Below are 24674 nucleotides of genomic sequence, written 5' to 3' on the forward strand. Positions count from 1 at the left end.
ATGAGTGATAAAGATAATTTTGACAATTTATTTGAAAAGCTTCAAGGTCAGTTTGACCATGAAGAACCAAATAATGGTCATGAAACTCGGTTTTTAGAAAAACTGCAAGCCCAAAAAGAAGTAAAAAAAGGCAGTGGCTTTAACTCTGTTTGGAAGCCTTTTTTAGCAATCGCTGCTAGTATCATTATTTGTCTTTCTGTATTTGGCGGCATAAATAATTCTGATGAAGTAACAGATTTGGCAAGTGTATCTCCAGAAATGTCAGAAGTGCAAGATTTCTTTACAGCTACAATTACTGAAGAGTTAAAAAAGCTAGATGCTGAGCGCTCACCATTAACAGAACATATAATTTATGAAGCCGAGCGCCAATTAAAAGCTTTAGAAGAAGACTACAGTACTTTAAAAGATGACCTAAAACAAAGCGGAAATGATAAACGCGTTATATATGCTATGATATCAAATTTTCAAAGCAGAATAGATATACTCAATAATATATTAGATAAAATAGAAGACTTAAAAGAAACACAATATGAGACAACAAATACACTATAAATTACTAATAGTTTTATTGCTGTTACCAACAGTAATATTCGCTAATAACACTTCATTTAATGATGATATAACGACAAGAGAACGTGTTATCCAAAAATCCTATAATGTAGATAAAAATGCCACTTTAAAGGTGAGTAATAAATTTGGAAATGTGGATATCATTACATGGGACAAAAACACTGTTGAATTTGATATTTTAATAAGAGTAAGCGGTAATGATGAAGATAAAGTAGAAGACCGTTTAGAAAGAATTGATGTTAATTTTTCAGCAACAAATTCTTTAGTTTCTGCTATTACAAAAATTGATAAAAACAAATCTAATTGGTGGAATTGGGGTAAAAAAATGAATCTAAAATTAGAAATTAATTATGTAGTTAAAATACCAATCAACAACTCTATAGATATTAGCAATGATTTTGGAAATGTAAATGTTGATACACTTAAAGGTGTCGCAAAAATAAATTGTGACCATGGAAACATTACAACGAAAGAACTTATGGCAGACGGTAATGAATTAAATTTCGACCACACCAAAGATTGCTATTTCGAATACATAAAAAGTGGGAAAATAAATGCTGATTTTAGTAGCTATACTGTCGCAAAAACCAAAGACTTAAGCATTAATGCAGACCATACAGCAGGACATGTTGAAACAGCAGAAAACATAACTTATAATTGCGATTTTAAATCACTTAAAATAGATAACGTAAATAATATAACTGGTAACGCCGACCATCTATCACTACGTATTGGTAACGTCTACAAAAACGCATCAGTTAAGTCAGATTTTGGCTCTATAAAGATTGGAAAAATTGCCTCAAATGCACAAAATATAGAAATTGATGGAGAACATGCTGGCATCAGTATTGGCTATGATGCTGCTTACCGTTTTAATTTCGATATTAATTTAGAACATGCATCTTTACGAAATAGTGACGACTTCAACTTTACAAAAAAGAGAATTGATGGATCAGACAAATACTATTCTGGAAGTTATGGAAATAGTAACTCTCAAAATCTAGTAAAAATAGATTCAGAATTTGGAAACGTAACATTTAAAAAACAATAAATAAATAATCAAAAATCGAACAGTAATGTTCATTATAAAATCAAATATTATGAAAACTCAAAAATTAACATTAAGCCTTATCTTTTTATTAGCAATTACTTTTTCTCATGCACAATGGTGGGGTGGAAAAGGTATAAAAGGAAATGGAGAGGTTACAACAATTACGAGAACTACTGGAGAATATGACGCCGTTAAATGTGGTGGCTCAATGGACTTTAAACTTGTTGAGGGTGCAGAAGGTAAGATTACTATTAAAGGAGAATCAAACTTATTAGAACACATTGTTACAGAAGTAAAAAACGGAACTCTAGTGGTAAAAGTAAAAAATGGAAAAAACATTAGACCTAGTAACAACAAACCTTTAATAATTACAATTCCTTATAGAGATATTGATGGTGTGTCATTAGCTGGTTCTGGAGATGTTTGGAATGAAGGCACAATTAAATCTAAAGACTTTTCTGCTGCTGTTGCAGGTTCGGGAGATTTAATTTTAAATATTGACACAGGTTATACGAAAGCAAGTGTTGCTGGTTCGGGAGATTTAACCTTAAAAGGAAAAGCTAATACATTAAAAGCAAGTGTTGCAGGTTCTGGTGATATCCATGGATTTAAACTAAATTCTGTAAATGTTGATGCAAAAGTTGCTGGTTCTGGAGACATCTCTGTAAACTGCTCTGGAGAACTTAAAGCTCGTGTTGCAGGTTCTGGTGATATAGAGTATCGTGGTAACCCAACAAAAGAAGATACTAAGGTAGCTGGTTCTGGAAGTATAGAGAATTAAAAAATAGATTTTGCAAATAAAAAAGCCGCTATTAAGCGGCTTTTTTATTTGCAAAATCTATCTACTGTTTGGTATATACAAAAGTTAAGTCTTGTATAGTGCTAACGGTAGCATCTTCTATATTAATGACTGTAAAACCTTCAGGAATAGTAGTTGATAAGGTATTTCCATCTAACTCCCAATCAAAAGTACCAAAAACATCTGTAGTTGTAATCGTACTGCCTGATTGAGACCATGTAAACTCAGTTGATTCATTTTCAAGAATACAATCTACAGTAAAATCAAATTCAGAATCAGAACCATCTTCAAGGAATATTTCAATATCAGCAAATGATGTACTCACGGTCATACCTGTATTGTCATTGTTAAAAACCAGAGTTTCATTATTGTAACAATCCATTTCTTCAAGAAAGTTAGTATTCTCTGTACCATCATTATTTAAATCAATAGGCTCTTCGCCTATCCAAGCTGTTAATAACCAAGTTCCTACAATATCAGCTTCAGGTGTAGTTGTCATGGTACAATCACCTAATTGTTCTATAATAGCCTGCAAACTACCATCTTCATCTCCACAAGCTAATATTTGTGCTTCAATTGCCGTCTTATAAGCATTACATATTTCTGTAAATGTATCATCTCCTGCACCTAAGAATGCAAGTGCGGCTTCTGCTGTTTCTAATGTTGCTACTTGGCATGCCGCAGCTTCATCAGAGATAAACTCACCTTCTAAAGGCTCATCATCACATTGAAATGCAGAGCATAACAAAAAGACACAGAATAAAGCAATTATTTTTTTCATTATAAATATAGATTTGGTTCTTGATATCACAAACATACTATTATTTTACATATTTCGTCTTTTCTATGGTGCTTAATACAAGAAATGAAATTAGAAAAAATACGCCTAAACTTAGCACAGACCACTGCATAGAACCCGTAATTGAAATAAGTAACCCAAAAACAATCATACCTAAAACTATAGCAATCTTTTCAGTCACATCATAAAAACTAAAATAGGTCGCAGTATCTGTTGTTTCCGGTAATAATTTTGAATACGTAGAGCGAGAAATAGATTGAATAGCTCCTAAAACCAGGCCTAGTAAACCTCCGAGACCATAAAAATATAACTCAACGTTTTCTTGCGATTTATCAATCATAAATGCTATAAAGCAGACCAAGCACCATATTGCTATAGTGATTTTTAGAGTTTTTATATTTCCGATTCTATTAGATAATCTAGAAAATAAATAAGCACCTACCACTGCAACTAGTTGTACGACTAAAATTGTAAGTATTAAATTCATTGTTGGCAATCCCAATTCATTACTGCCAAAAATTCCAGCCATATATATAATCGTTTGGGCGCCTACACTAAAAAGAAAGAAAGAAATTAAAAATGTTCTTAATTGCGGATAACCCACTATCTCATTAGCAACTGTTTTTAACTCTTTAAAACCGCTCCAGATTATAGATTGACTAGACGTTTTCTGATGCTCACTTACATTTAATTTGGAAAGTCTTTTGTATGTGATTTGTGCAAAACCAATCCACCAAACACCAACTAATAAAAAAGTTATTCGAGAACCAAATGCTTTATCATAAAGGCCAAAAACTTCAGTTTCTATTAGTACAAGACTTATAATAAGTAATAATACAGAACCTAAATACCCATATATAAATCCTTTAGCACTTACATTGTCCTGTTGTTCTGGATGGGCAACCTCAGGTAAATAAGCATTATAAAAAACAATACTTCCCCAAAAACCTATACCTGCAGTAATTGTACATAAAATTCCAACCCAAAGCGTATTCGTATCTTTAAAGAAAAATAAGTAAGCCACTGAGAGAGAACCTAGTAAACAGAAGAACTTAAGAAACTTGAGCTTATTCCCTGTATAATCGGCAATACCAGATAATATTGGAGAAATAAACGCTACTACTAGCATATAAAATCCTATAGTATAATTTAATAATGTTGTTGAATTCCATAGTGTTCCCAAGAATTCAATTTCGCCATTGTTATTAGCCATAGCTGATGTCATACCATCATAATAAATTGGAAAAACAGCTGTGCTTATTACCAAAGAATAAACCGAATTGGCCCAATCGTAAAATGCCCATGCATTAATGAGTTTTTTACTTCCTTTTTCTAATGTTTTTTTCATATAAATAAAAATAAAAGCCATTCATAATGAACGGCTTCTAAAGTAAACAATATATTATTATCCAAAGATTAATTTATTGGTCTAAATTCTGTAACTCCAAATTTTGCAGCTTCTTGCTTTGCAGCTGGTGCCCATTGTTTCAAGTTTGCTATACGTGTATCATTACTAGGATGAGTACTCATAAATTCTGGCGGTGCTTGCCCACCACTTTTTGCCTTCATACGCTTCCATAACTCAGAAGCTTCATCAGGGTTATAGCCTGCTAATGCCATCAATCGCAATCCTATTTCATCAGCTTGAGTCTCATGAGAGCGACTAAAAGGCAACATTCCTCCAACATTAGAAACTACACCATAAGATTGGTTAAAAATGTTCCTGCTTTTAGGATCATTAGCTAGTGCTACATTTCCTGCTAATGCCAAACCTTGTTGAAGATAAGCAGCACTCATACGTTGTTGTCCATGATTTGCAAGTGCATGGGCAACCTCATGCCCCATAATTGCAGCTACTCCTGTTTCGTTTGCTGCTATAGGCAAAATCCCTGTATAAAAAGCAATTTTCCCGCCAGGCATGCACCAAGCGTTCACTTGTTCAGAATCTATTAAAGTGTATTCCCATTTGTAGTCTTTAAGATAACCTTGGTTTCCATTTGCATTTAACCAACGCTCTGCAGCGACTGCAATACGTTGTCCAACACGTTTTATCATTTCGGCATCCTTTGTACCGGTCACAACTTTATTTTCGTTTAAAACTTGATTGTACTGTGCAAAAGAAGTGGGAAATAACTGTGCGTTAGATACAAAAGCCATTGTTTTCTTCCCTGTAAAAGGGTTTGTAGCACATGAAATAAAGACTAAAACAAGTCCTAATATGGCTATAGATTTTTTAATATTCATTATAGTAAATGGTTTTTCAATTTTTTTAAAAATACAAAAATCATGTTAAAATCTGTAAACTAAAACCTTCAAATTCGACTTTGAATGTATATTTATATAAAGATCAAATTTAAATGTTGTTATGAAAAAAATTACTCTATTTGCTGTAATAAGTCTTTTTTTGAGTTGTAACGGTTCTGCTCAAAACTCTAAAAAGAAAGAAAAAAAAGAATTCCCAATTACCAAAACAGATTCTGAATGGAAGAATCAGCTATCTGATATACAATATTATGTCTTAAGAGAAGCAGGAACTGAGCGTCCTTTTACAAGCCCTCTTAACAAAAACTATGAGAAAGGTGTTTACCATTGTGCTGCTTGTGATACACCTTTATTTAAAGGCGAGCATAAATTTGATTCTGGAACAGGTTGGCCAAGCTTTGATAGAGAAATTAAAGGTAATGTGGACTTCTCAACGGATTACAACGTTGGTTATGCACGAACCGAGGAACATTGCGCAACATGCGGAGGGCACTTAGGACATGTTTTTAATGATGGTCCTAAAACTACTGGAAAACGTCATTGTATAAATGGTGTAGCACTTAAGTTTATACCTTCTGAAAAAGAATGAAAAGCTATTTATCAAGCTCTATAAAACAATTTCAATACTACAAAGACCTTGGAGACAAAACTATCTCACAACTGTCATTTGAAGAATTACAAAAAGAATTTGTTGATGATTCAAATTCAATTGCCCTTATCGTAAAACATTTAGCAGGCAATATGCTTAGCCGTTGGACAAATTTTTTAAATGAAGATGGTGAAAAAGAATGGAGACAAAGAGATCAAGAGTTTATTAATACATTCTCCTCTAAAGATGAATTAATCGACTTGTGGAATAAAGGCTGGAATTGCTTATTTGATGCTATTAATCCTTTGGTTGAGGATAATTTAAATACAATTATTTACATCCGAAATCAAGGACACACTGTTACAGAAGCTATAAATAGGCAAATGATGCATTACGCCTATCATGTAGGGCAAATAGTTTTTTTAGGTAAACTAATTAAAGGCAACAATTGGAAATCTCTATCTATTCCTAAAGGGAAGTCTAAAGATTATAACAAAGATAAATTCCAAAAAGAAAAAGGCCGAAGACATTTTACTGAAGATTTGTGACTAAGATTTATGACTCTTTTTATAAGGTCGTATGATTAATCGAGCTTCTCTATCAAATCTAATATAGTTGTATACCCAATTGATAAATACTATTATACGGTTTCTGAATCCGATTATAAAGAACAAGTGTACAAACATCCACACATACCAAGCAAAAACACCCTGAAACTTAAATCTTTTTAGATCTACTACAGCCTTATTACGACCTATTGTTGCCATTGAGCCTTTATCCTTATATACAAATGGTTTTAGTGGTTTCTTTTTTACGATTCTTATCAAATTTTCTCCTAAAAGTCTGCCTTGCTGTATGGCAGGTTGAGCAACCATTGGTAACCCATTGGGGAATTTTTTGGTCTTCATAAATGCGATATCCCCAATTGCAAAAATATCTAAAAACCCCTTTACCTGATTATACTCGTTAACCATAACGCGGTTCCCTGGCCCTATTAAGTCCTTTGCATTAATACCATTAATAGTAGCTCCTTTTACTCCTGCTGCCCATACTACAGTAGCTGCTTCAAACGAAACCTCACTATTGGTTGTCACAGTAGTACCATCATAATTTGTTACTCTTAGATTCTTCCAAACATGAACTCCTAATTTCTCTAAAAATTTCTCTGCTTTTTCCGAAGATTTATGACTCATACCATACAATAGACGATTCTCACCCTGAACTATATGTATTTGAGCTAAACGTGTATCTAAATCTGGATAATCTTTAGGTAAAATACCTTTTTTAATTTCTGCTAAGGCTCCAGCCAATTCTACACCAGTAGGGCCTCCTCCAACTATTACAAAATTCATTAATGCATTCCGCTCATTCAAATCAGGAGTCAATAAGGCATCTTCAAAATTTTCGAGTATTAAACTTCTTAAATTAAGTGATTGTGGTATGGTCTTCATAGCCATACTATGTTTTTTTATCTCACTATTACCATAATAATTGGTTTGTGATCCAGAAGCAATGACTAAATAATCAAAACTTAGTTCACCTATGTTAGTATTTACTAGTTTATCCTGATGATTAATACTCTCTACATTAGCTAATCTAAAGTAAAAATTAGGGAAATCTTTCAATATTTTTCTAATAGGATATGCAATGGAATCAGGTTCTAATCCTCCAGTAGAAACCTGATATAACAATGGTTGAAAAGTGTGATAATTATTCTTATCTAAAAGTATAACTTGTACTTCTTGTTTTGCTAATTTTTTTGCTAACGCTATACCTGCAAAACCACCGCCAATAATTACAATTCTAGGAAAACTTGTCTTGGGAATATTCATATGAACTATATTTTGTAAAGATAATGAATTTATGAGGCACTAAATTCATTATTCTAATTCGATTTTGTAAATTCGTAGCTTAAAATTTCAACTAAAAAACTTACGCATGAGTAAATACGATATCATAGTTTTAGGAAGTGGCCCAGGAGGTTATGTTACAGCAATTAGAGCTTCTCAATTAGGTTTTAAAACTGCAGTTGTAGAAAAAGAAAGTTTAGGTGGTGTATGCTTGAATTGGGGTTGTATTCCAACAAAAGCCCTATTAAAATCTGCTCAAGTTTTCGAATATCTTAAACATGCTGAGGATTACGGCTTAAAAGTTACCGATGCACAGCATGATTTTGATGCTGTGGTAAAACGTAGCCGAGGTGTTGCTGATGGTATGAGTAATGGCGTTAAATTTTTAATGAAAAAAAATAAGATTGATGTCATAGAAGGTTTCGGAAAATTAAAACCTGGAAAAAAGATTGATGTAGATGGAACTGAATACTCAGCTGATCACATCATTGTAGCAACTGGAGCTCGTTCTCGTGAGTTACCAAGTTTACCGCAAGATGGTAAAAAAGTGATTGGTTATCGTCAAGCTATGACGCTGGCTACTCAACCAAAGAAAATGATTGTTGTTGGATCTGGCGCTATTGGAGTTGAGTTTGCATATTTCTATAACTCAATGGGCACAGAAGTAACCATCGTTGAGTATATGCCAAAAATAGTTCCTGTAGAAGATGATGAAGTATCAAAACAATTAGAGCGTAGCTTTAAAAAATCTGGAATTAAGATTATGACCTCTGCTGAAGTGACTTCGGTAGATACATCTGGTAAAGGTGTTAAAGCGACTGTAAAAACTAAAAAAGGAGAAGAAATCCTAGAAGCTGATATCGTTTTGTCTGCTGTAGGTATTAAATCTAATATAGAAAATATAGGATTAGAAGATGTAGGTATTGCTGTAGATAGAGATAAAATTTTAGTAAACGATTATTACCAAACTAACATTCCTGGTTACTATGCCATTGGTGATGTAACACCTGGTCAAGCCTTAGCTCATGTCGCGTCAGCTGAAGGCATATTATGTGTTGAAAAAATCGCTGGACAACATGTTGAAGCCTTAGATTACGGAAACATTCCTGGTTGCACCTATTGCTCGCCAGAAATAGCGAGTGTTGGTTTAACTGAAGCTCAAGCTAAAGAACAAGGTCTTGATGTGAAAATCGGAAAATTCCCATTCTCTGCTTCAGGAAAGGCAAGCGCTGGTGGTAATAAAGATGGTTTTGTAAAAGTGATTTTTGATGCTAAATATGGCGAATGGTTAGGTTGCCACATGATTGGTGCTGGTGTTACAGATATGATTGCTGAAGCTGTTTTAGGTCGTAAACTTGAAACTACAGGGCACGAAGTATTAAAAGCTGTACATCCTCATCCAACCATGAGCGAAGCCGTTATGGAAGCTGTTGCAGATGCTTACGATGAAGTTATTCATCTGTAAATAAAGCAAAATATATACTATCAAAAAAAAGCGACTCTTAAGTAGAGTCGCTTTTTTTATTTTTTACTGTAATTATATCAAGCTGTTTACAGCCAGCTCATAACTTTTAAGACCAAAGCCAATAATAATACCTTTTGCATTAGGCGCAATAAAAGATTTATGCCTAAACTCTTCTCTTGAATAGGTGTTTGATATATGGACTTCAATAACTGGAGTTTTAATACCGGAAATAGCATCTCCAATACCTATCGAAGTATGTGTATAAGCTCCAGCATTTATAATAATACCATCATAAGAGAAACCAATTTCATGTAATTTATTAATGAGTTCGCCTTCTATATTACTTTGATAGTATTCTAATTCTATACCTTCAAAGTGATGCTTAAGTAATTCGAAATAATCTTTAAAGGTCTGATTGCCATAAATCTCAGGTTCTCGCTTTCCAAGCAGATTAAGATTTGGACCATTAATAATAATAATCTTCTTCATAAAGTAAAGGTATTAAAAATTGGACATAAAAAAACCGAGACTAAAGCCTCGGTTTTTAATATTTATCTATTATTCTGATTATAAGAATAATGTAAAACCAATGTTAAATTGGAAAACACCCTCATCAGTAAAATCTTCATTTAAAGATAAGTTATAACGTAATCCTGGCTCAATTGCAATATTATCTGCAACAAACCAAGCATATCCTCCTTGAAGACCTAACCATAACGGAGTTTCACCAGCACCGTTCTCAGCACCATCACCTGAAGCTCCAGTTAAATCTACTCCGATAGGAAACTCACCACCTAGATAGTACTTAGCCCCTAGTCTGTATGAAAATGCACTTACATTATCTCCTACATCAGGACTAATCCCACCAAAACCTAAACCAGCTTTAATAGCAAGGTCATCAGCAATGAAGTATCCTCCATCTAAACCTAGATTGTACTGAGAAGTTCCATCCGATGAAGCAAACATGAAAGAAGTAGAACCAAGCATTGCATTACCAGTATTAGCTTCAATTAGCCAAGTACCTTCTGAAGTAGCTGAACCACCTTCATCTTGAGCGTTAGAAAAACTAAACGCAAATACAGTTAAAACTGCAAAAAATAATTTTTTCATAATTAATAAGTTTTTAAAATTGATAGTACAAACTAAACACTTTTTCATTTAAAAATAAAGCATTAGTTTAGGTTTATTAACATTTTTATGAACACATTTTTTAAAATATTGAAAATCAATTAATTAAGAATTATGTTATTAACAATTTAGAAGTATGCTAAATAATATTCTTAAAAAAAGTGTACTTTCAACGGTAAATACATACGTGTAAACGATGAAATGGAGCGCTTATCTTGTTGATTTTAAGAACTATTTGAAGCTAGAAAGAGGGCTATCTGATAATACTATTGACAACTATGAATATGACATTAAACGATTAATTTCTTTTCTAAATAATAACTCAAATTCTGTATCCCCAATTGCTATAAAAAAAGATGATGTTCAGCAATTCATTTATAAAATATCAAAAGATTTAAGCCCAAGAACTCAAGCTCGGATTATTTCTGGATTACGAAATTTCTTTGATTACTTAGTTTTTGAAAACTACAGAGAAACAAACCCTTTAGATTTAATTGAATCGCCTCGATTAGGTCGTAAACTTCCAGATACACTTTCGGTTGAAGATATAGATAATATTATATCCGCTATAGACTTAAGCTATGAGTTTAGAGGTGTAAACCTAGGTCATCGCAATAAGGCTATTTTGGAGAGTCTTTATAGCTGTGGCTTGCGCGTTAGTGAACTAACTGATTTAAAAATCTCGGATTTATATTTTGACGAAGGATTTATTAAAGTAAGCGGAAAAGGCAATAAAGAACGTTTTGTGCCTATCGGAAGAACTACACAAAATTTAATAAATATTTGGTTAGATATCAGGAATCACGTTGATATCAACCCAGAAGCAAAAGATATTTTATTTCTTAATTATAAAGGGAACAAGCTTACACGAGCAATGGTATTTACTATTATTAAAAGACTTGTAGCCCAAATTGGGCTTGAAAAAACAGTATCTCCACATACACTTAGACATTCATTTGCAACACATCTGCTAGAAAATGGTGCAGATTTAAGAGCTATACAAATGATGCTTGGCCATGAAAGTATTACTACAACAGAGATATACACGCATATTGACAAATCTCATCTAAATAAGGTTATAAACACCTTTCATCCTAGAAAATAAAATAGCACTCTAAGTTAGAGTGCTATTTTATTTTCTATATACTACAGAGTATTTTATTTAGCTATATTGACTGCTCTAGTTTCTCTAATCACAGTAACTTTAACCTGACCAGGATATGTCATATCTGTTTGTATTTTCTGAGAAATCTCAAAAGATAAACTAGCAGCTTTATCATCAGACACTTTTTCGCTTTCCACAATTACACGTAATTCTCTACCTGCTTGTATTGCATAAGCTTTTTTAACACCAGAAAAACCAAAAGCTACAGCTTCTAAATCCTTAAGACGTTGTATGTAAGAATCTAATACTTGTCTTCTTGCACCTGGACGTGCTCCAGAAATTGCATCACAAACCTGAATAATTGGTGACAGCAATGTGGTCATCTCTATCTCGTCATGATGGGCACCAATAGCATTACAAACTTCTGGTTTTTCACCATGTTTCTCAGCCCATTTCATACCTAAAATAGCATGAGGTGTTTCTACATCTGCCTCTGCATCTGGTACTTTTCCAATATCGTGTAATAAACCTGCACGTTTGGCTAATTTTGGATTTAATCCTAATTCTGCTGCCATAACACCACAAAGTTTTGCGACTTCACGTGAGTGTTGTAATAAATTTTGTCCATAAGAAGAACGGTACTTCATACGACCTACCATCTTAATCAATTCTGGATGTAATCCATGAATTCCTAAATCGATAACAGTACGTTTACCAACTTCTATAATTTCTTGCTCAATTTGCTTTTGTGTTTTACGCACTACTTCTTCAATACGTGCTGGGTGAATACGTCCATCAGTCACTAATTTATGCAATGACAAACGTGCAATCTCACGTCTAACAGAGTCAAAACAAGATAAAATAATAGCTTCTGGTGTATCGTCCACAATAATCTCAACCCCTGTTGCTGCTTCTATGGCACGAATATTACGACCCTCTCGACCAATAATACGTCCTTTTACATCATCAGATTCAATATTAAATACAGAGACACAATTATCAACAGCTTCTTCTGTACCTATACGCTGAATAGTATTTATAATAATCTTTTTGGCCTCTTGCTGTGCAGTAAGTTTCGCTTCTTCTACTCTATCTTGCACAAAAGCCATAGCATCTGTCTTAGCTTCCTCTTTAAGCGACTCTACCAATTGCTCTTTTGCTTCATCGGCAGATAATGCAGATATGACTTCTAACTGTTTAATTTGGCTTCTATGTGCCTTTTCTAGTTCATCTTTTTTCTTTTCTACAAACTCAAGTCTAAAATCATAATCTTTAATTTTATCTTCTAGAGATTGATTAGATTTTTTTGCTTTGGATAGTTCGTTAGAAATCTGAGATTCTTTGTCTCTAATTCGCTTCTCAGCTTCAGCCATTTTTTTATCTCTCGACAAAATTACTTTTTCATGCTCGGCTTTAAGCTCTATAAATTTTTCTTTGGCTTGGAGTATTTTGTCTTTCTTTAATGCATCTGCATCTAATTTAGCTTGCTTAAGAATGGTTTTAGACTCGCTCTCTGCTTCAGATATTAATTTTGAAGCTTTTCCTTTTTCTAAGGATTTAGCTATTATAAAGCCAATTACCAATCCCAAAACAACCGCTCCAGCAATATATATAATAGTGTTAGTGTCCATGTTTATAGTTTAGTTTAGTATATAAAAAAAGCCTACATCAGTTTTGGATTCTGTATAAACTCCTTAAAAACAAGTTTAGGGCTAACAAGCTGCTCAAAAATCTGCCTAGATTCTAAATGAATAGAAACAGCAGCGCGATTTTACAACTTCAACTCACCCTTTTTAAAGAATTAACGTTGAGTTTATCAAAAAATATAACTAATGTAGGCAGTAACCTTTGTTTATTTTAAAGAACGTACGAGTTAAATATGGTTATGCAAAAGTTCGTTTAAAGCTTCTAACTTTTCCTGAACTTCTTCATTTACATATTCTTTGTCTATTGTTTTTTGCTCTACTTGAGCTGCAAATTGTAACGCACACATGGCTAATACATCTTGCTTATCTCTTACAGAGTAGCTTTGCTCAAATTGTCCAATCATTGCCTCAATCTTCTTTGCCGCTTTACGCAAACCTTCTTCTTGGCTTGGATTTATTGTCAATGGATATACACGATTAGCTATTGAAATTTTTATTTTAAGCTGATTTGACATCCACTATGTTTTACACTACTCAGACAATTGCGCAATACAATGGTCAATATCTCTGATTAGTGAATTTATTTTGAGCTTTGTTTCTCGTTTATTTTCGTCACTACCAAGCATTGCATTTGCTGTTTTGAGTGTTTCATATCTATCAGACCATTCGCTTATTTGTTCCTGGTATTCAAGAACTTGCTTTTGATAGCTTTCTAATTGTTCCGAAAGTTTTGCATTTGTTTGTTTAAGCACTTCTTGCTTGTGCAAAACCTTTGAAATTCGGTTTTCTAACGTATCAACAATGTCTTCAATTTTACTCATTTGCGTCTTACAACACTATGTAACAAAGTTAACATACCTAATCTAAAAACCCAATTGTTTTACAATTATTTTTGATTTACATAACATCAATAAGATTAAAACGTTAAGAAATTATCATGGATAAAAGAAGCTTTAATTATACCCGCAAATGATAATTTTCTTTATTAAATGTTCAAGGTTTCAAACAAAAACTTTAAATTTCTGTATTAAAAATAATACAGTTTCAACGTTTGACATTCACATTCAAATTAATATTTTAGCCTCAATGGAATCCTAAATGAAAAAAATTCTTCTCTTTTTCTTAATTAGCTCAAGTTTATATTCACAATCCGAATACCCTCAAGATTATTTTAGAGACCCTTTGGATATTACTCTTGTGCTGTCTGGTACTTTTGCAGAATTGAGGTCAAATCATTTTCATTCAGGACTTGATATAAAAACACAACGGAAAACTGGACTCAAAGTATACACTTCAGCTATGGGTTATGTGAGTAGAATTAAGATATCACATTATGGCTATGGAAAAGCCCTTTACGTTACACATCCTAATGGTTATACAACTGTCTATGGGCATCTTAAAAAATTTTCACCTAGAATAGAAGCCTACATTAAAGAGTGTCAATACGAAAAAGAGAGTTATGAAGTTGAGATGTTTCCTAGTACTAAAGAGCTATTGGTTGATACTGATGAAGTCATAGCATTTTCAGGAAATACAGGAGGTTCTGGTGGTCCGCATTTGCATTTTGAAATTAGAGATAATGCTGAACGACCTATAAACCCAATGCTCTTTGGTATTGATATTAAAGACAGTAAAAAACCTTTTATTTCTTCGGTTTATGCCTACCCAAAAAACGAGAACTCTTTTATTAATGGTAAAAATGAAAGAATTCCACTACGTCTTATCCCAAAGAAAAATGGAGATTATAAAGTAGAAAAGATTACTGCTTATGGAGATATTGGATTTGGCGTTGTGAGTTACGATAAGCAGGATTTAGCACCAAATAATAATGGTGTAAGTAATATTTCGTCTTTTTTAAACGGTAATAAAGTGTTTGAAATGGATTTTAAACGTTTTAGCTTTAGTGAAACAAAACACCTTAACCGCTATGTCGATTTTGAACTATGGAAAACTAAAAAGACGCGAAGTCAAAAACTATTTGTTGAAGAGAACAATCCATTAAGTATGTATAAAAATGTAGTTGATAATGGCTACATTAAAGTAGAAGATAGTACATCTTCAGTTTACAGAATCGATATCAAAGACTACAAAAACAATACGACTCAATTAAAAATACCAATTGCTGGAAAACTAAAAACAGTAAAAATTAAAAATGATACAACCGCTACAGATAAGCACTTAATAAAAAATCAAGATACAACTGTTTTAAAAGAGCAGAATATGCAAGTTACGTTTTACACAAATACAGTCTATCAAGATGTTTTAATGGATTTTAAGGCTAGCTGTGATACTATTTACCTCCATAAAGATACAGTGCCGTTACAAAAAAGCTTTGTAGTTAATTATGACATTAGCAAATATAAGGATGTAGACAAAAGCAAATTATTTATTGCTAGACTTTATGGTTATTATAAAAAACCAAGTTATGTGAGTACTAAACGTAAAGGAGATACATTGACTGCAAGAAGTAAAACCTTAGGGCTTTATACTTTGGCTACAGATACTATTTCTCCAGAGATTAAACCTATAAATTTCACCAACAAAAAGTGGTTAAGTAAATACCGATATCTAAAAGTGAAGATAAGTGACGACTTATCAGGAATATCTAAATATAGAGCTACAGTAAATGGTAAATGGATTTTGATGGAATACGACTACAAAACCAATACACTAACACACGATTTTAATGATAATGTCGTTACTGATACAGAAAACAATTTAAAAATTATTGTAACTGATAATGTTGGAAATAGTTCTACATTTGAAGCGACATTTTTCAGAAAATAAAACCTAACTATTTGAAACCTCTACAAAACTTACTTCTAATATTCTTTTTATTCGCTTCATTTATAGCCATATCGCAGACTGCAACAATTAGAGGGATTATTCTCGATGAAAATAATGTTCCAATTGAAGGTGTTAACATTAAAGCTAGTACTGGGCAAGGTGCCACAACCAATGCTAATGGCTTTTATGAATTAAAAATTACTGCTAATACTGAAGTAACTGTTATTTTCACACATTTATCACACAAACGTGTTGAAGCAAAATTTAATTTAAAAAATGGCAGTGAGATTGAATATAACCCAGTCTTAAAAACAGATGTTGAACAAATAGCTGTTGTTGTTATTAATAGTAACACACGTCAAAATCGTGATGGTGTTGTTACGATTTCGCCTAAAGTCATCAGAACCATAAAAGGTGCTCAACCAGGTGTAGAGAATATTTTAAAAACACTTCCTGGTGTTAACATTTCTAATGAATTAAGTACACAATATTCTGTTCGTGGTGGAAATTTTGATGAAAATTTAGTCTATGTCAATGAGATTGAAGTCTATCGTCCATTTCTTATACGTTCTGGAAATCAAGAAGGCTTGAGTTTTGTAAATACGGATTTGGTCTCAAATGTAGATTTTTCTGCCGGTGGGTTTCAAGCGCGCTATGGAGATAAGCTATCTTCAGTATTAGATATCACATACAAAAAACCATCAAAGTTTGGTGTTAGTACAGATTTAAGTCTTTTAGGCGGAAGCCTAGCAGTTGAAACAGCATCTAAAGATGGTAAGTTTTCGAGTATTACTGGTGTTCGTTACAGAGACAATAGCCTTGTATTAAATAGTCTTGAAACTAATGGTAATGTAGAACCTGTTTTTGCAGATGCCCAAACATATTTGACCTATCGTTTTTCTGATAAATTTCATTTGAATTTTTTAGGAAACATCTCCTTAAACCAATATAATTTTGAACCAGAAAACAGGCAAACAAATTTTGGTACAATAGACGAGCCTGTTGCTTTGTTAGTGTTTTATGAAGGCCAAGAACAAACCGAATACCAAACCTATTTTGGAGCTTTTAAGGCCAACTATTTCTTGAACAACAAAACCACTTTAAAACTTATTGGTTCCGCATATCATGCTACTGAACAGGAGTATTTTGACATTTTTGCACAATACCGTCTTGGAGAAGTGAATACTAATATAGGCGATGACGATTTAGGAGAAGTAGAATTTAGTGAAGGCATAGGTTCGCAGTTGACAAGAGCACGTAATGATTTAGACGCACTTATCTATAATCTAGAACATCGTGGTGATTATAATATTAATGAGGATAGTAACCTTGAGTGGTCAGTAAAATATACGCGTGAAGATATCCGCGACCGCCTAGTTGAATCTGAAGTTATTGATTCTGCAGGCTTCTCGATTAGACCTCCAATTCTTACACAACCTAACTTTCAACCAGATGTCCCTTTTAATGGTCCATTAGTGGCGTTTCAGAATATCAGAGCATTTAATCAAGTAAAGATAGACCGAATTCAAGCCTTTCTTCAATATAAAAAGAGTACAAAGATTGGAGAACATGATGCGTATTACAACATCGGAGTAAGAGCACACAATTGGAATGTATCTGGAGAAGGCTTAGAAAGTAATTCTCAAACCGTTTTTAGTCCTCGCGCACAATTTGCTATAAAGCCCAATTGGGAAAGCGATATGCTATTTAGAGTTGCTGGAGGTTTGTATTACCAGCCGCCTTTTTACAGAGAACTAAGAGATTCTTCAGGAATTGTTCAACCTAATGTAAAAGCGCAGAAATCTTTTCATGTTGTTTTAGGGAATGAGTATAGTTTTAAAATGTGGGATAGGCCATTTAAATTAGTCACTGAAGCTTATTACAAAGGATTGTCAGATGTAAATCCCTATACTTTAGAGAATGTTCGTATTCGCTATCGTGCCAATAATAATGCGAAAGCTTATGCATATGGTTTAGATATGCGTTTGAATGGTGAGTTTGTACCTGGAACTGAATCATGGTTTAGTTTTGGCTATCTTAAAACTGAAGAGAATATTGATAATCGTGGTTATATATCAAGACCTACGGATCAACGTCTAAAATTTGGTGTCCTTTTTCAAGATTATGTGCCTAATATGCCTGACTTAAAAATGTATCTCAACTTAGTATACAATACAGGATTACCTGGAGGTTCACCAAGTTATGCGGACCCCTATGATTTTCAATTTAGACTACGAGATTACAGACGTGCAGATTTAGGAATGTCCTACGAAATAGTAAATCCTGAAAAGACCTACTCATCAAAATGGAAGCAAAGCTTTAGAAGCTTGTCTTTAGGTATTGAAATCTATAACATGTTCAATAACCAAAATGCTATTACCAATACTTGGGTAAGAGATGTTAATAGTAAACGCCAATTTGCCATACCTAACTTTTTAACACCTAGAGTATTTAATGTGAGACTGTCAGCTAGACTTTAAGATTTCGCAAACTCACAAAGCGTATCCACCACATAATCTATCTCTTCTTTGGTATTGTATTTACTTAAAGAAAAGCGTACTGATGGGCGTTGTAGACGTTCTTTAGGTAAAAAGGCAGATAATACATGTGACGCCATGGAGCTTCCGCTTTGGCAAGCACTACCCTTAGAACACGCAATCCCTTTTAAATCCAATTGAAATTGAAGCATCGCTGCTTTTTCTGGCGGTAATGGCAAACAAACATTGATTAATGTGTAAGTACTTTTATCTAAATCTCCTGATGTACCATTAAAATGACAACCTTCAAGGTTATTATTTAAACTATCAATAAAATACTGCTTTAAATCTTTGATATAAGCACTTTCAGTTTCTATATTTTGATATGCGAATTTTAATGCTTCATCCATACCTACAATATTATGCAAACTCTCAGTGCCAGCTCGGTAACCTCGCTCCTGCTCTCCTCCAAAAATTAAAGGCTTTAATCCAGACTCTTTTCTTATAAAGCAAAAACCCACACCTTTTGGTCCATGAAATTTATGAGCACTTGCTGCCATAAAGTCAATTTTGATGTCTTGTAAATCTATGTGATAATGTCCAACAGATTGTACCGTATCTGTATGAAATAAAGCATTATTAGCTTTGCATAAATCTGCAACACGCTTAATATCTAAAATATTACCAATCTCATTATTAATATGCATTAAGCTTACTAGTTTTTTAGCATCACCTTTTAATAATACCTCTAGATGGTTGTAATCTACTGTTCCGTTTTCATCTAATTGTATGTATGAAACCTTAATATCATACTCTTTTTGTAATTGCTCTGCAGTATGCAAAACTGCATGATGTTCAATTTTTGAAGTAATAATCTCAGTTATACCTAAATCTCTTACTGCACTTCTTAATGCCAAGTTATCGGCTTCTGTGCCACCAGAAGTAAAAATTATCTCAGCCGCAGATACATTAAAATAGGATGCAATAGTCTTACGACATTGTTCCATAATAGATTTTGATGAGCGACCAAAGCTATGTGTAGATGAAGCATTTCCATAGTTGTCATGCAAAACTTCTGTCATTTTATCTATGACTTCTGGACGTAAAGCAGTCGTTGCAGCGTTATCAAGGTAGATATTTTTCATATTGCAAAAGTAAAGCATAAAATTATTTTATGTAAGCCACGTTATAATTTTATAAATGGATTATTTTTGTTGAAAACTGAAGAGCTTATGCGTAATATTTTTGTGGTTTTATTTGCTGTATTTTTAATGACATCTTGTGATGATGGTGATATTATAACTGTTGACTTATCATTTGACCAACAATTAAGCATTTGCGAAAACAATACAGAATCTTATATCGTTTATGATTTAAGAAATGACCCAAGCGAATCGCTGTCTTTACTTTTTCCTCGAACTGGTAACGAGTCATTATTTACTGACCCAACTCCAGAAGGTACACCAACTATGTTGACCATAAATGGTACTTCAACACGATTTATATATAGAACATATAATAGAGATATTGTTGATACAGAGACTAACCAAGAATTCTGTAACACATTAACGCCTGCAGATTTAATAATTCTTGAAGATTACGAAGCCATGTCTGGTACTGCAGAAGTTACAGTTACTGTAACTGATGATGACAACGATGGTGTACCAACCGCTTTTGAAGGTGCAGACCCAAATGGTGACGGTGATTTTTCAGATTCACTAGATACAGATGGAGATGGTATTTTTGATTATTTGGATGAGGATGACGATAATGATAACGTAAAAACTATTAATGAAATTGATAATACAGATGGTGATGATGACCCAACTACTAATCCACTGAATAGTGATTTTGGTTTAGTTAATGGTGATGATATCCCAGATTATCTAGACACTGATGATGATGGTGATTTGATTCCAACAATAGAAGAAGATGAAGATGGTGACATGAATCCTAGAGATGATTTGGGAAATAATGCAGATAATATACAAGTTCCTCATTATCTAAATACTATAGAGACTATAAGTTATGGTAGTCCAGGTAATACTTCAGATAATATCTATACAAGAACAGTAAATACCAGTTTTATTATAAAAGAAATAGATTTAGAAATTCTTAGACAAGATGTAATAAACTTGGGGACTTTAATAACATCATTTACAGTTCCGCAAAACTAAGAAGCTACATTCTGAAATATCTTTACTTCAGTAGCTCCTAAACCATATTCTTTATAATCAGCATCATAAAACGTAACGTTATTATAACGTCTTAAAACCGTATGTAACTCTTGTTTAAGTACGCCTTCTCCAACACCATGAATAAATACCATCTTAGGCATACGTTCTCTAATTGCAAATTCTAATTGACCTCTAGCAGTATCTAATTGCAAATTCAGCATGTCAAAATTAGTCATCCCTTTTGTAGAATCTGTTAACTGATGGATATGTAAATCGACCACAAAAGTTGGTCTATGACGCTTTTTAGGTTTGGTGTTTGGGAGCTTTCTTTTTTTAGAGCCTTCTTTTTCTATAGCTATATCTTTAATACTGCGATTGGTTAAAGACCCTAAGTTGATGGATTCGTCGGTATTAAGGTTTATCAATTCCCTTTTAGCAAACTCAAATTCAAAACCATCTTCACTTTCAATAATAACGGTATTACCATTAACTTTGGTGACAGTACCTTTAATAGCATCGTCAATAGTTTCGACAGTATCTCCTACTTTAATCTTCATCCTCTTCGATATATTCAGTTTTTACAAACGTTTCTTCTTGAGGGTTATCAAACTTACTAGGTACACCTCTTGAGATTCTATAAATACCAAACATTAAAAGCACAATACCTCCTACTAAAACGTAAATGTTTTGTTCCTCTTCCGCATTAGCGTATATAGCTACTGCTCCACCAAGGATAATGCAAATGATATTGATATATCTAGATAAATTCATACTACAAAAGTAATCTATTCTTTAAAACATTTATATTTGAAATATGAAGCTACTCCTTCTACAAATTGAAGATTATATGCTACCATGTCTTAATAAAAGCCTTTTTGGTTTTGACTGTATGGGTTGTGGTATTCAGCGGTCTCTACATCTTCTGTTTCATGGCGAATTTATTGCCGCATTCTACATGTATCCTGCCATCTATCCTTTAATAGGGTTGTTTGCTGTAATAGGGATTAACATTTTTAAAAAAATAAAATATTTCAATAAAATAATTACTATTTTGGCTATTGTTACTGTAGCTACAATTATGGTAAGCTTTACTATTAAAACCTTAATCAACTAAAAAATATTAAAATGGAAAAAGAAAAATTAAATCCCGCCTTAGTCTATGTATTAGCAATAATCGGTTTATTATGTTGCTGTTTCGGCGGATTGGGCTTTATATTAGCTGGTGCCGCATATTTTATTGCACATACTCAAATAAATAAAGTTGCAGATAATCCTGATGCATACGATTTAGATTCGGCCAAGGCTATGAAAACTGCAAAAATTGTAGCACTTGTAATACTTATAATTAATATTTTATACTTAGCATGGTCAATTTACTCAATACAAGCAATGGGTGGCTGGGATGTTTACATGGAAAAAATCACTGAAATTATAGAAGAAGCACAAAGAAACCAAGGTTAACATATTACAAACCTTATAAAATAAAAAAAGCCTTTTCTCCCGACAGCTATTGGGATTGAAAAGGCTTTTTTATTTAATAGTTATTTTTATTTAAACTTCAAATTCTTGAAGTGTCGATATAATTATAGAAACACAATCTAATAGTTGTTCTTTATTCATCACTAAAGGTGGTGCAAAACGGATAATATTTCCGTGTGTTGGTTTTGCCAATAAGCCATTATCTCTAAGTCTAAGACAAATGTTCCAAGCCGTGTCACTTTCTTCAGAATCGTTAATTAAAATAGCATTTAACAAGCCTTTACCTCTAACACCATTAACAATAGTGCTAGTTTCAATATATTTTGATAATTCTGCTCTAAATACTTTACCTAACTCTTCAGCATTATGTGCTAACTCTTCATCTTTAATAACCTCAAGAGCCGCAACTCCAATAGCAGCTGCTACAGGATTACCACCAAATGTACTACCATGATTCCCAGGTTTAATAACATTCATAATATTATCATTTGCTAAAACTGCAGAAACCGGATAAGCCCCACCAGATAAGGCTTTTCCTAAAATCAAAATATCAGCTTTTACTTCTGGAGTACCTGAACAATGCTTATCTGCACAAGAACAATTACCACAAGTAGCTAATAAACGTCCTGTACGAGCAATACCAGTTTGTACTTCATCTGCAATAAATAGTACATTATGTTTTTCACATAAAGCCTTAGCAGCAGCCAAATAACCTTCACTAGGTACGTAAACACCTGCTTCACCTTGAATTGGCTCAACTAAAAAACCTGCAACGTTAGTATTGCTATTAAGAGCATCTTCTAAAGCCTGAAGGTTATCATACTCAATCTTAATAAACCCATCTGTGTATGGTCCAAAGTTTTTACGAGCTACAGGGTCATTCGAAAAAGAAATAATCGTTGTCGTACGTCCATGAAAATTATTTTCGCAAACTATAATTTGTGCCTCGTTTTCATTAATGCCTTTGACTTCGTAAGCCCATTTTCTGCATAGCTTTAACGCAGTCTCTACAGCTTCAGCACCAGTGTTCATTGGTAACAGCTTATCGAAATTAAAAGTTTCAGTTGCAAATTTTTCAAACTTACCTAACATGTCATTATAGAACGCACGTGACGTTAATGTTAATGTTTGTGCTTGATTAGTCATTGCGCCAACAATTTTTGGATGGCAATGCCCTTGGTTTACTGCAGAATATGCAGACAGGAAATCATAATATTTCTTTCCTTCTACATCCCAGACGTAAACGCCTTCACCTCTACTTAATACTACTGGTAACGGATGGTAATTGTGGGCTCCGTACTTGTTTTCTAAATCTATCGCTTGTTGCGATGTTAATTGGTCTAAAACAGCCATTCTAAAAGTTTTTTAGTTAAAAATTCACTTAAACTAAGTCAAGAGTCAGTATGTGCCAAATCTCGCTTAGCGAGTTCCTGTTCTACCTTTATCCTTTCGAGAAGTCCGAAAATTCAGCGTGGGAAAGAAATCATCCCTAGGGCTTGCAAATTACTAAATAATCCTTTTGGTTAAAAACACTATTCCAAAATTTTATGAGACAAAGATGAGACTTGCAATTCTAAACGCTTCAATTCTCTTAGCAAGGCATTTTTATCCATTTGCATCCAAACAAATATTTTAATCATACTAACTCCAAGCAAAAACACAATGCTACCAAATCCCCACTTTAATAATTCAATTGTCTCATTAGTATTAAAAAAATTGACAACGCAATACACTGATAATGCAAAAAACACTAAAGTCATAACATTCATTAATATAATAATCCATTTGTGCTTTCCTCTAAATAGACCCCAAATCATATCCAAAATATTTTGCTCTTCTAACTCATCATAAAACTTTACTTCTTCTTCTGTTAAAGTCTCTTTTATTAGTTTGTCTATGTCTTCCATATTAGTTTTCATAATTCCTAGTTTTTAAAATTGTTTTTAATTTCTCTCTGGCATAAAACAAGCGTGACTTTGCAGTTCCTATAGATATATCAAGCATTTCACTTATTTGTTTTAAACTGTATTCTTGCAAATAAAAAAGCTGAACAACCACTTTCTGGCTATGAGGTAAATCTTTTTATAGCTTTTGACATCTCGCTCTTTAATTGTTGATTTTCTGAATAATTATCGTCGGATTTGATATCAATATTAAGTCTTACTATTTTTTTTGTTGTCTAGATTGTACACGTAACCAATCAGTAGATTTATTTACAACAATTCTATATGCCCAATACTTAAACTGTTCAGGGTTTTTAAGTTCATTAATTTTGTTAATTATTACCAACCAACTCTCTTGCGCTATATCTTTTGCAACGTCTTTGTCTCTAACCAACCAATATGCCTTTTCACAAAATAACTTATGCCATTTTTTGACTAAAAAAGCAAGTGCGCTTTTATCACCAGATTGTAATCTTTGGATTAAGGAGGTATCACATTGATTCTGTCTTGTTGGCATTTTAGATTGGGTTTCTATTACTAATGACGG

General features: G+C 33.1%; 27 protein-coding genes, 1 other RNA gene and 1 pseudogene. 12 read left to right on the top strand and 17 right to left on the bottom strand.

Going from position 1 to position 24674, the window contains the following annotated elements; translation table 11 throughout:
* Genes Q0770_RS03655 through Q0770_RS03665 form a run of 3 tightly spaced genes read left to right on the top strand, consistent with a single transcriptional unit; the run spans position 1 to position 2402 of the window.
* Positions 1–552 (top strand): hypothetical protein, encoded by a 552-nt coding sequence (locus Q0770_RS03655; protein ID WP_299114129.1) that lies wholly within the window; start codon positions 1–3, stop codon positions 550–552.
* Complete coding sequence (locus Q0770_RS03660; protein ID WP_299114130.1) at positions 530–1621, top strand: hypothetical protein; 1092 nt, start codon at positions 530–532, stop codon at positions 1619–1621. Before Q0770_RS03655 ends, Q0770_RS03660 begins: the two co-directional genes overlap by 23 nt.
* 49 nt (positions 1622–1670) lie before the next feature.
* Entirely contained in the window at positions 1671–2402 is a 732-nt protein-coding gene (locus Q0770_RS03665; protein WP_299114132.1) for a head GIN domain-containing protein, read from the top strand.
* A gap of 61 nt (positions 2403–2463) precedes the next feature.
* Here Q0770_RS03665 and Q0770_RS03670 read toward each other — a convergent pair whose 3' ends face one another.
* The 3 genes from Q0770_RS03670 to Q0770_RS03680 all read right to left on the bottom strand — a co-directional run bounded on the left by Q0770_RS03670 (position 2464) and on the right by Q0770_RS03680 (position 5463).
* Complete coding sequence (locus Q0770_RS03670) at positions 2464–3201, bottom strand: hypothetical protein (RefSeq protein ID WP_299114134.1); 738 nt, start codon at positions 3199–3201, stop codon at positions 2464–2466.
* A gap of 40 nt (positions 3202–3241) precedes the next feature.
* A complete protein-coding gene (locus Q0770_RS03675; protein ID WP_299114136.1) occupies positions 3242–4567 on the bottom strand; it encodes an MFS transporter in 1326 nt (441 codons plus the stop codon).
* Positions 4568–4635: 68 nt separating this feature from the next.
* A complete protein-coding gene (locus Q0770_RS03680; RefSeq protein WP_299114138.1) occupies positions 4636–5463 on the bottom strand; it encodes a M48 family metallopeptidase in 828 nt (275 codons plus the stop codon).
* Positions 5464–5584: 121 nt separating this feature from the next.
* Here Q0770_RS03680 and msrB point away from each other — a divergent pair, with 121 nt between their 5' ends.
* Positions 5585–6070 (top strand): peptide-methionine (R)-S-oxide reductase MsrB, encoded by a 486-nt coding sequence (gene msrB, locus Q0770_RS03685; protein ID WP_299114140.1) that lies wholly within the window; start codon positions 5585–5587, stop codon positions 6068–6070.
* A complete protein-coding gene (locus Q0770_RS03690) occupies positions 6067–6618 on the top strand; it encodes a DUF1572 family protein (protein WP_299114142.1) in 552 nt (183 codons plus the stop codon). Before msrB ends, Q0770_RS03690 begins: the two co-directional genes overlap by 4 nt.
* On the opposite strand, the gene Q0770_RS03695 is transcribed toward Q0770_RS03690, so the two are convergent.
* Positions 6619–7902, bottom strand: coding sequence for an NAD(P)/FAD-dependent oxidoreductase (locus tag Q0770_RS03695; protein WP_299114144.1), 1284 nt, complete (start codon positions 7900–7902; stop codon positions 6619–6621).
* A gap of 106 nt (positions 7903–8008) precedes the next feature.
* On the opposite strand from Q0770_RS03695, the gene lpdA reads away from it, so the two are divergent.
* Positions 8009–9385 carry a dihydrolipoyl dehydrogenase gene (gene lpdA, locus Q0770_RS03700; protein ID WP_299114146.1) on the top strand — a complete coding sequence of 459 codons (1377 nt, stop codon included), beginning with the start codon at positions 8009–8011 and terminating at the stop codon, positions 9383–9385.
* Between the two features lie 72 nt (positions 9386–9457).
* Here the strand turns inward: lpdA and aroQ are convergent, their stop codons facing one another.
* Positions 9458–9874 carry a type II 3-dehydroquinate dehydratase gene (gene aroQ / locus Q0770_RS03705; RefSeq protein ID WP_299114148.1) on the bottom strand — a complete coding sequence of 139 codons (417 nt, stop codon included), beginning with the start codon at positions 9872–9874 and terminating at the stop codon, positions 9458–9460.
* Positions 9875–9952: 78 nt separating this feature from the next.
* A complete protein-coding gene (locus tag Q0770_RS03710) occupies positions 9953–10495 on the bottom strand; it encodes a hypothetical protein (RefSeq protein WP_299114151.1) in 543 nt (180 codons plus the stop codon).
* 214 nt (positions 10496–10709) lie between these two features.
* On the opposite strand from Q0770_RS03710, the gene xerD reads away from it, so the two are divergent.
* The gene (gene xerD, locus Q0770_RS03715) at positions 10710–11618 is read left to right on the top strand and encodes a site-specific tyrosine recombinase XerD (protein WP_299114153.1); all 909 of its coding nucleotides are present in this window, start codon (positions 10710–10712) and stop codon (positions 11616–11618) included.
* A 53-nt stretch (positions 11619–11671) separates the two neighbouring features.
* On the opposite strand, the gene rny is transcribed toward xerD, so the two are convergent.
* The 4 genes from rny to Q0770_RS03735 form a co-directional block, all read right to left on the bottom strand.
* The gene (gene rny / locus Q0770_RS03720) at positions 11672–13249 is read right to left on the bottom strand and encodes a ribonuclease Y (RefSeq protein ID WP_299114154.1); all 1578 of its coding nucleotides are present in this window, start codon (positions 13247–13249) and stop codon (positions 11672–11674) included.
* Between the two features lie 56 nt (positions 13250–13305).
* Positions 13306–13431, bottom strand: a non-coding RNA gene (gene ssrS / locus Q0770_RS03725) — 6S RNA.
* A gap of 60 nt (positions 13432–13491) precedes the next feature.
* Complete coding sequence (locus Q0770_RS03730) at positions 13492–13779, bottom strand: cell division protein ZapA (RefSeq protein WP_299114155.1); 288 nt, start codon at positions 13777–13779, stop codon at positions 13492–13494.
* A gap of 15 nt (positions 13780–13794) precedes the next feature.
* The gene (locus tag Q0770_RS03735; protein ID WP_299114157.1) at positions 13795–14085 is read right to left on the bottom strand and encodes a hypothetical protein; all 291 of its coding nucleotides are present in this window, start codon (positions 14083–14085) and stop codon (positions 13795–13797) included.
* 277 nt (positions 14086–14362) lie between these two features.
* Between Q0770_RS03735 and Q0770_RS03740 the strand changes: the two genes are divergently transcribed.
* Positions 14363–16051, top strand: coding sequence for a M23 family metallopeptidase (locus Q0770_RS03740; protein ID WP_299114159.1), 1689 nt, complete (start codon positions 14363–14365; stop codon positions 16049–16051).
* Positions 16052–16062: 11 nt separating this feature from the next.
* Complete coding sequence (locus tag Q0770_RS03745) at positions 16063–18531, top strand: TonB-dependent receptor (protein ID WP_299114160.1); 2469 nt, start codon at positions 16063–16065, stop codon at positions 18529–18531.
* On the opposite strand, the gene Q0770_RS03750 is transcribed toward Q0770_RS03745, so the two are convergent.
* The gene (locus Q0770_RS03750; RefSeq protein WP_299114162.1) at positions 18528–19673 is read right to left on the bottom strand and encodes a cysteine desulfurase family protein; all 1146 of its coding nucleotides are present in this window, start codon (positions 19671–19673) and stop codon (positions 18528–18530) included. The two genes, Q0770_RS03745 and Q0770_RS03750, sit on opposite strands and share 4 nt — an antisense overlap.
* Positions 19674–19760: 87 nt before the next feature.
* Between Q0770_RS03750 and Q0770_RS03755 the strand changes: the two genes are divergently transcribed.
* The gene (locus Q0770_RS03755; protein ID WP_299114164.1) at positions 19761–20705 is read left to right on the top strand and encodes a hypothetical protein; all 945 of its coding nucleotides are present in this window, start codon (positions 19761–19763) and stop codon (positions 20703–20705) included.
* Here Q0770_RS03755 and Q0770_RS03760 read toward each other — a convergent pair.
* Both Q0770_RS03760 and Q0770_RS03765 read right to left on the bottom strand, forming a co-directional pair.
* Positions 20702–21262: a Smr/MutS family protein gene (locus tag Q0770_RS03760; protein ID WP_299114166.1), complete on the bottom strand. Its 561-nt coding sequence runs from the start codon at positions 21260–21262 to the stop codon at positions 20702–20704. The two genes, Q0770_RS03755 and Q0770_RS03760, sit on opposite strands and share 4 nt — an antisense overlap.
* Entirely contained in the window at positions 21252–21476 is a 225-nt protein-coding gene (locus Q0770_RS03765; protein WP_299114168.1) for a hypothetical protein, read from the bottom strand. The genes Q0770_RS03760 and Q0770_RS03765 overlap by 11 nt, the downstream gene beginning before the upstream one ends.
* 43 nt (positions 21477–21519) lie before the next feature.
* Between Q0770_RS03765 and Q0770_RS03770 the strand changes: the two genes are divergently transcribed.
* Positions 21520–21819, top strand: coding sequence for a DUF2752 domain-containing protein (locus tag Q0770_RS03770; protein ID WP_299114170.1), 300 nt, complete (start codon positions 21520–21522; stop codon positions 21817–21819).
* Between the two features lie 11 nt (positions 21820–21830).
* Positions 21831–22166, top strand: coding sequence for a CCC motif membrane protein (locus Q0770_RS03775; RefSeq protein ID WP_299114172.1), 336 nt, complete (start codon positions 21831–21833; stop codon positions 22164–22166).
* A gap of 90 nt (positions 22167–22256) precedes the next feature.
* Here Q0770_RS03775 and rocD read toward each other — a convergent pair whose 3' ends face one another.
* The 4 genes and pseudogenes from rocD to Q0770_RS03790 form a co-directional block, all read right to left on the bottom strand.
* The gene (gene rocD, locus Q0770_RS03780; RefSeq protein ID WP_299114174.1) at positions 22257–23537 is read right to left on the bottom strand and encodes an ornithine--oxo-acid transaminase; all 1281 of its coding nucleotides are present in this window, start codon (positions 23535–23537) and stop codon (positions 22257–22259) included.
* Between the two features lie 179 nt (positions 23538–23716).
* Positions 23717–24103, bottom strand: coding sequence for a DUF6768 family protein (locus Q0770_RS03785; protein WP_299114176.1), 387 nt, complete (start codon positions 24101–24103; stop codon positions 23717–23719).
* Positions 24093–24251 (bottom strand): annotated as a pseudogene (locus Q0770_RS14710) (RNA polymerase sigma factor); the annotation flags it as partial. The pseudogene Q0770_RS14710 and the gene Q0770_RS03785, both read right to left, overlap by 11 nt.
* Before the next feature lie 96 nt (positions 24252–24347).
* Positions 24348–24644 carry an RNA polymerase sigma factor gene (locus Q0770_RS03790; RefSeq protein ID WP_299114178.1) on the bottom strand — a complete coding sequence of 99 codons (297 nt, stop codon included), beginning with the start codon at positions 24642–24644 and terminating at the stop codon, positions 24348–24350.
* Positions 24645–24674: the final 30 nt, after the last annotated feature.

Source organism: uncultured Winogradskyella sp., from assembly GCF_947501905.1.
Taxonomy (GTDB): Bacteria; Bacteroidota; Bacteroidia; order Flavobacteriales; family Flavobacteriaceae; genus Winogradskyella.

Excerpts from the sequence above, each read along its gene's own strand:
- Q0770_RS03655 (WP_299114129.1), top strand. The coding sequence starts at position 1 with ATGAGTGATAAAGATAATTTTGACAATTTATTTGAAAAGCTTCAAGGT.
- Q0770_RS03660 (WP_299114130.1), top strand. The coding sequence starts at position 530 with ATGAGACAACAAATACACTATAAATTACTAATAGTTTTATTGCTGTTA.
- Q0770_RS03665 (WP_299114132.1), top strand. The coding sequence starts at position 1,671 with ATGAAAACTCAAAAATTAACATTAAGCCTTATCTTTTTATTAGCAATT.
- Q0770_RS03670 (WP_299114134.1), bottom strand. The coding sequence starts at position 3,201 with ATGAAAAAAATAATTGCTTTATTCTGTGTCTTTTTGTTATGCTCTGCA.
- Q0770_RS03675 (WP_299114136.1), bottom strand. The coding sequence starts at position 4,567 with ATGAAAAAAACATTAGAAAAAGGAAGTAAAAAACTCATTAATGCATGG.
- Q0770_RS03680 (WP_299114138.1), bottom strand. The coding sequence starts at position 5,463 with ATGAATATTAAAAAATCTATAGCCATATTAGGACTTGTTTTAGTCTTT.
- msrB (WP_299114140.1), top strand. The coding sequence starts at position 5,585 with ATGAAAAAAATTACTCTATTTGCTGTAATAAGTCTTTTTTTGAGTTGT.
- Q0770_RS03690 (WP_299114142.1), top strand. The coding sequence starts at position 6,067 with ATGAAAAGCTATTTATCAAGCTCTATAAAACAATTTCAATACTACAAA.
- Q0770_RS03695 (WP_299114144.1), bottom strand. The coding sequence starts at position 7,902 with ATGAATATTCCCAAGACAAGTTTTCCTAGAATTGTAATTATTGGCGGT.
- lpdA (WP_299114146.1), top strand. The coding sequence starts at position 8,009 with ATGAGTAAATACGATATCATAGTTTTAGGAAGTGGCCCAGGAGGTTAT.
- aroQ (WP_299114148.1), bottom strand. The coding sequence starts at position 9,874 with ATGAAGAAGATTATTATTATTAATGGTCCAAATCTTAATCTGCTTGGA.
- Q0770_RS03710 (WP_299114151.1), bottom strand. The coding sequence starts at position 10,495 with ATGAAAAAATTATTTTTTGCAGTTTTAACTGTATTTGCGTTTAGTTTT.
- xerD (WP_299114153.1), top strand. The coding sequence starts at position 10,710 with ATGAAATGGAGCGCTTATCTTGTTGATTTTAAGAACTATTTGAAGCTA.
- rny (WP_299114154.1), bottom strand. The coding sequence starts at position 13,249 with ATGGACACTAACACTATTATATATATTGCTGGAGCGGTTGTTTTGGGA.
- Q0770_RS03730 (WP_299114155.1), bottom strand. The coding sequence starts at position 13,779 with ATGTCAAATCAGCTTAAAATAAAAATTTCAATAGCTAATCGTGTATAT.
- Q0770_RS03735 (WP_299114157.1), bottom strand. The coding sequence starts at position 14,085 with ATGAGTAAAATTGAAGACATTGTTGATACGTTAGAAAACCGAATTTCA.
- Q0770_RS03740 (WP_299114159.1), top strand. The coding sequence starts at position 14,363 with ATGAAAAAAATTCTTCTCTTTTTCTTAATTAGCTCAAGTTTATATTCA.
- Q0770_RS03750 (WP_299114162.1), bottom strand. The coding sequence starts at position 19,673 with ATGAAAAATATCTACCTTGATAACGCTGCAACGACTGCTTTACGTCCA.
- Q0770_RS03755 (WP_299114164.1), top strand. The coding sequence starts at position 19,761 with ATGCGTAATATTTTTGTGGTTTTATTTGCTGTATTTTTAATGACATCT.
- Q0770_RS03760 (WP_299114166.1), bottom strand. The coding sequence starts at position 21,262 with ATGAAGATTAAAGTAGGAGATACTGTCGAAACTATTGACGATGCTATT.
- Q0770_RS03765 (WP_299114168.1), bottom strand. The coding sequence starts at position 21,476 with ATGAATTTATCTAGATATATCAATATCATTTGCATTATCCTTGGTGGA.
- Q0770_RS03770 (WP_299114170.1), top strand. The coding sequence starts at position 21,520 with ATGAAGCTACTCCTTCTACAAATTGAAGATTATATGCTACCATGTCTT.
- Q0770_RS03775 (WP_299114172.1), top strand. The coding sequence starts at position 21,831 with ATGGAAAAAGAAAAATTAAATCCCGCCTTAGTCTATGTATTAGCAATA.
- rocD (WP_299114174.1), bottom strand. The coding sequence starts at position 23,537 with ATGGCTGTTTTAGACCAATTAACATCGCAACAAGCGATAGATTTAGAA.
- Q0770_RS03785 (WP_299114176.1), bottom strand. The coding sequence starts at position 24,103 with ATGAAAACTAATATGGAAGACATAGACAAACTAATAAAAGAGACTTTA.
- Q0770_RS03790 (WP_299114178.1), bottom strand. The coding sequence starts at position 24,644 with ATGCCAACAAGACAGAATCAATGTGATACCTCCTTAATCCAAAGATTA.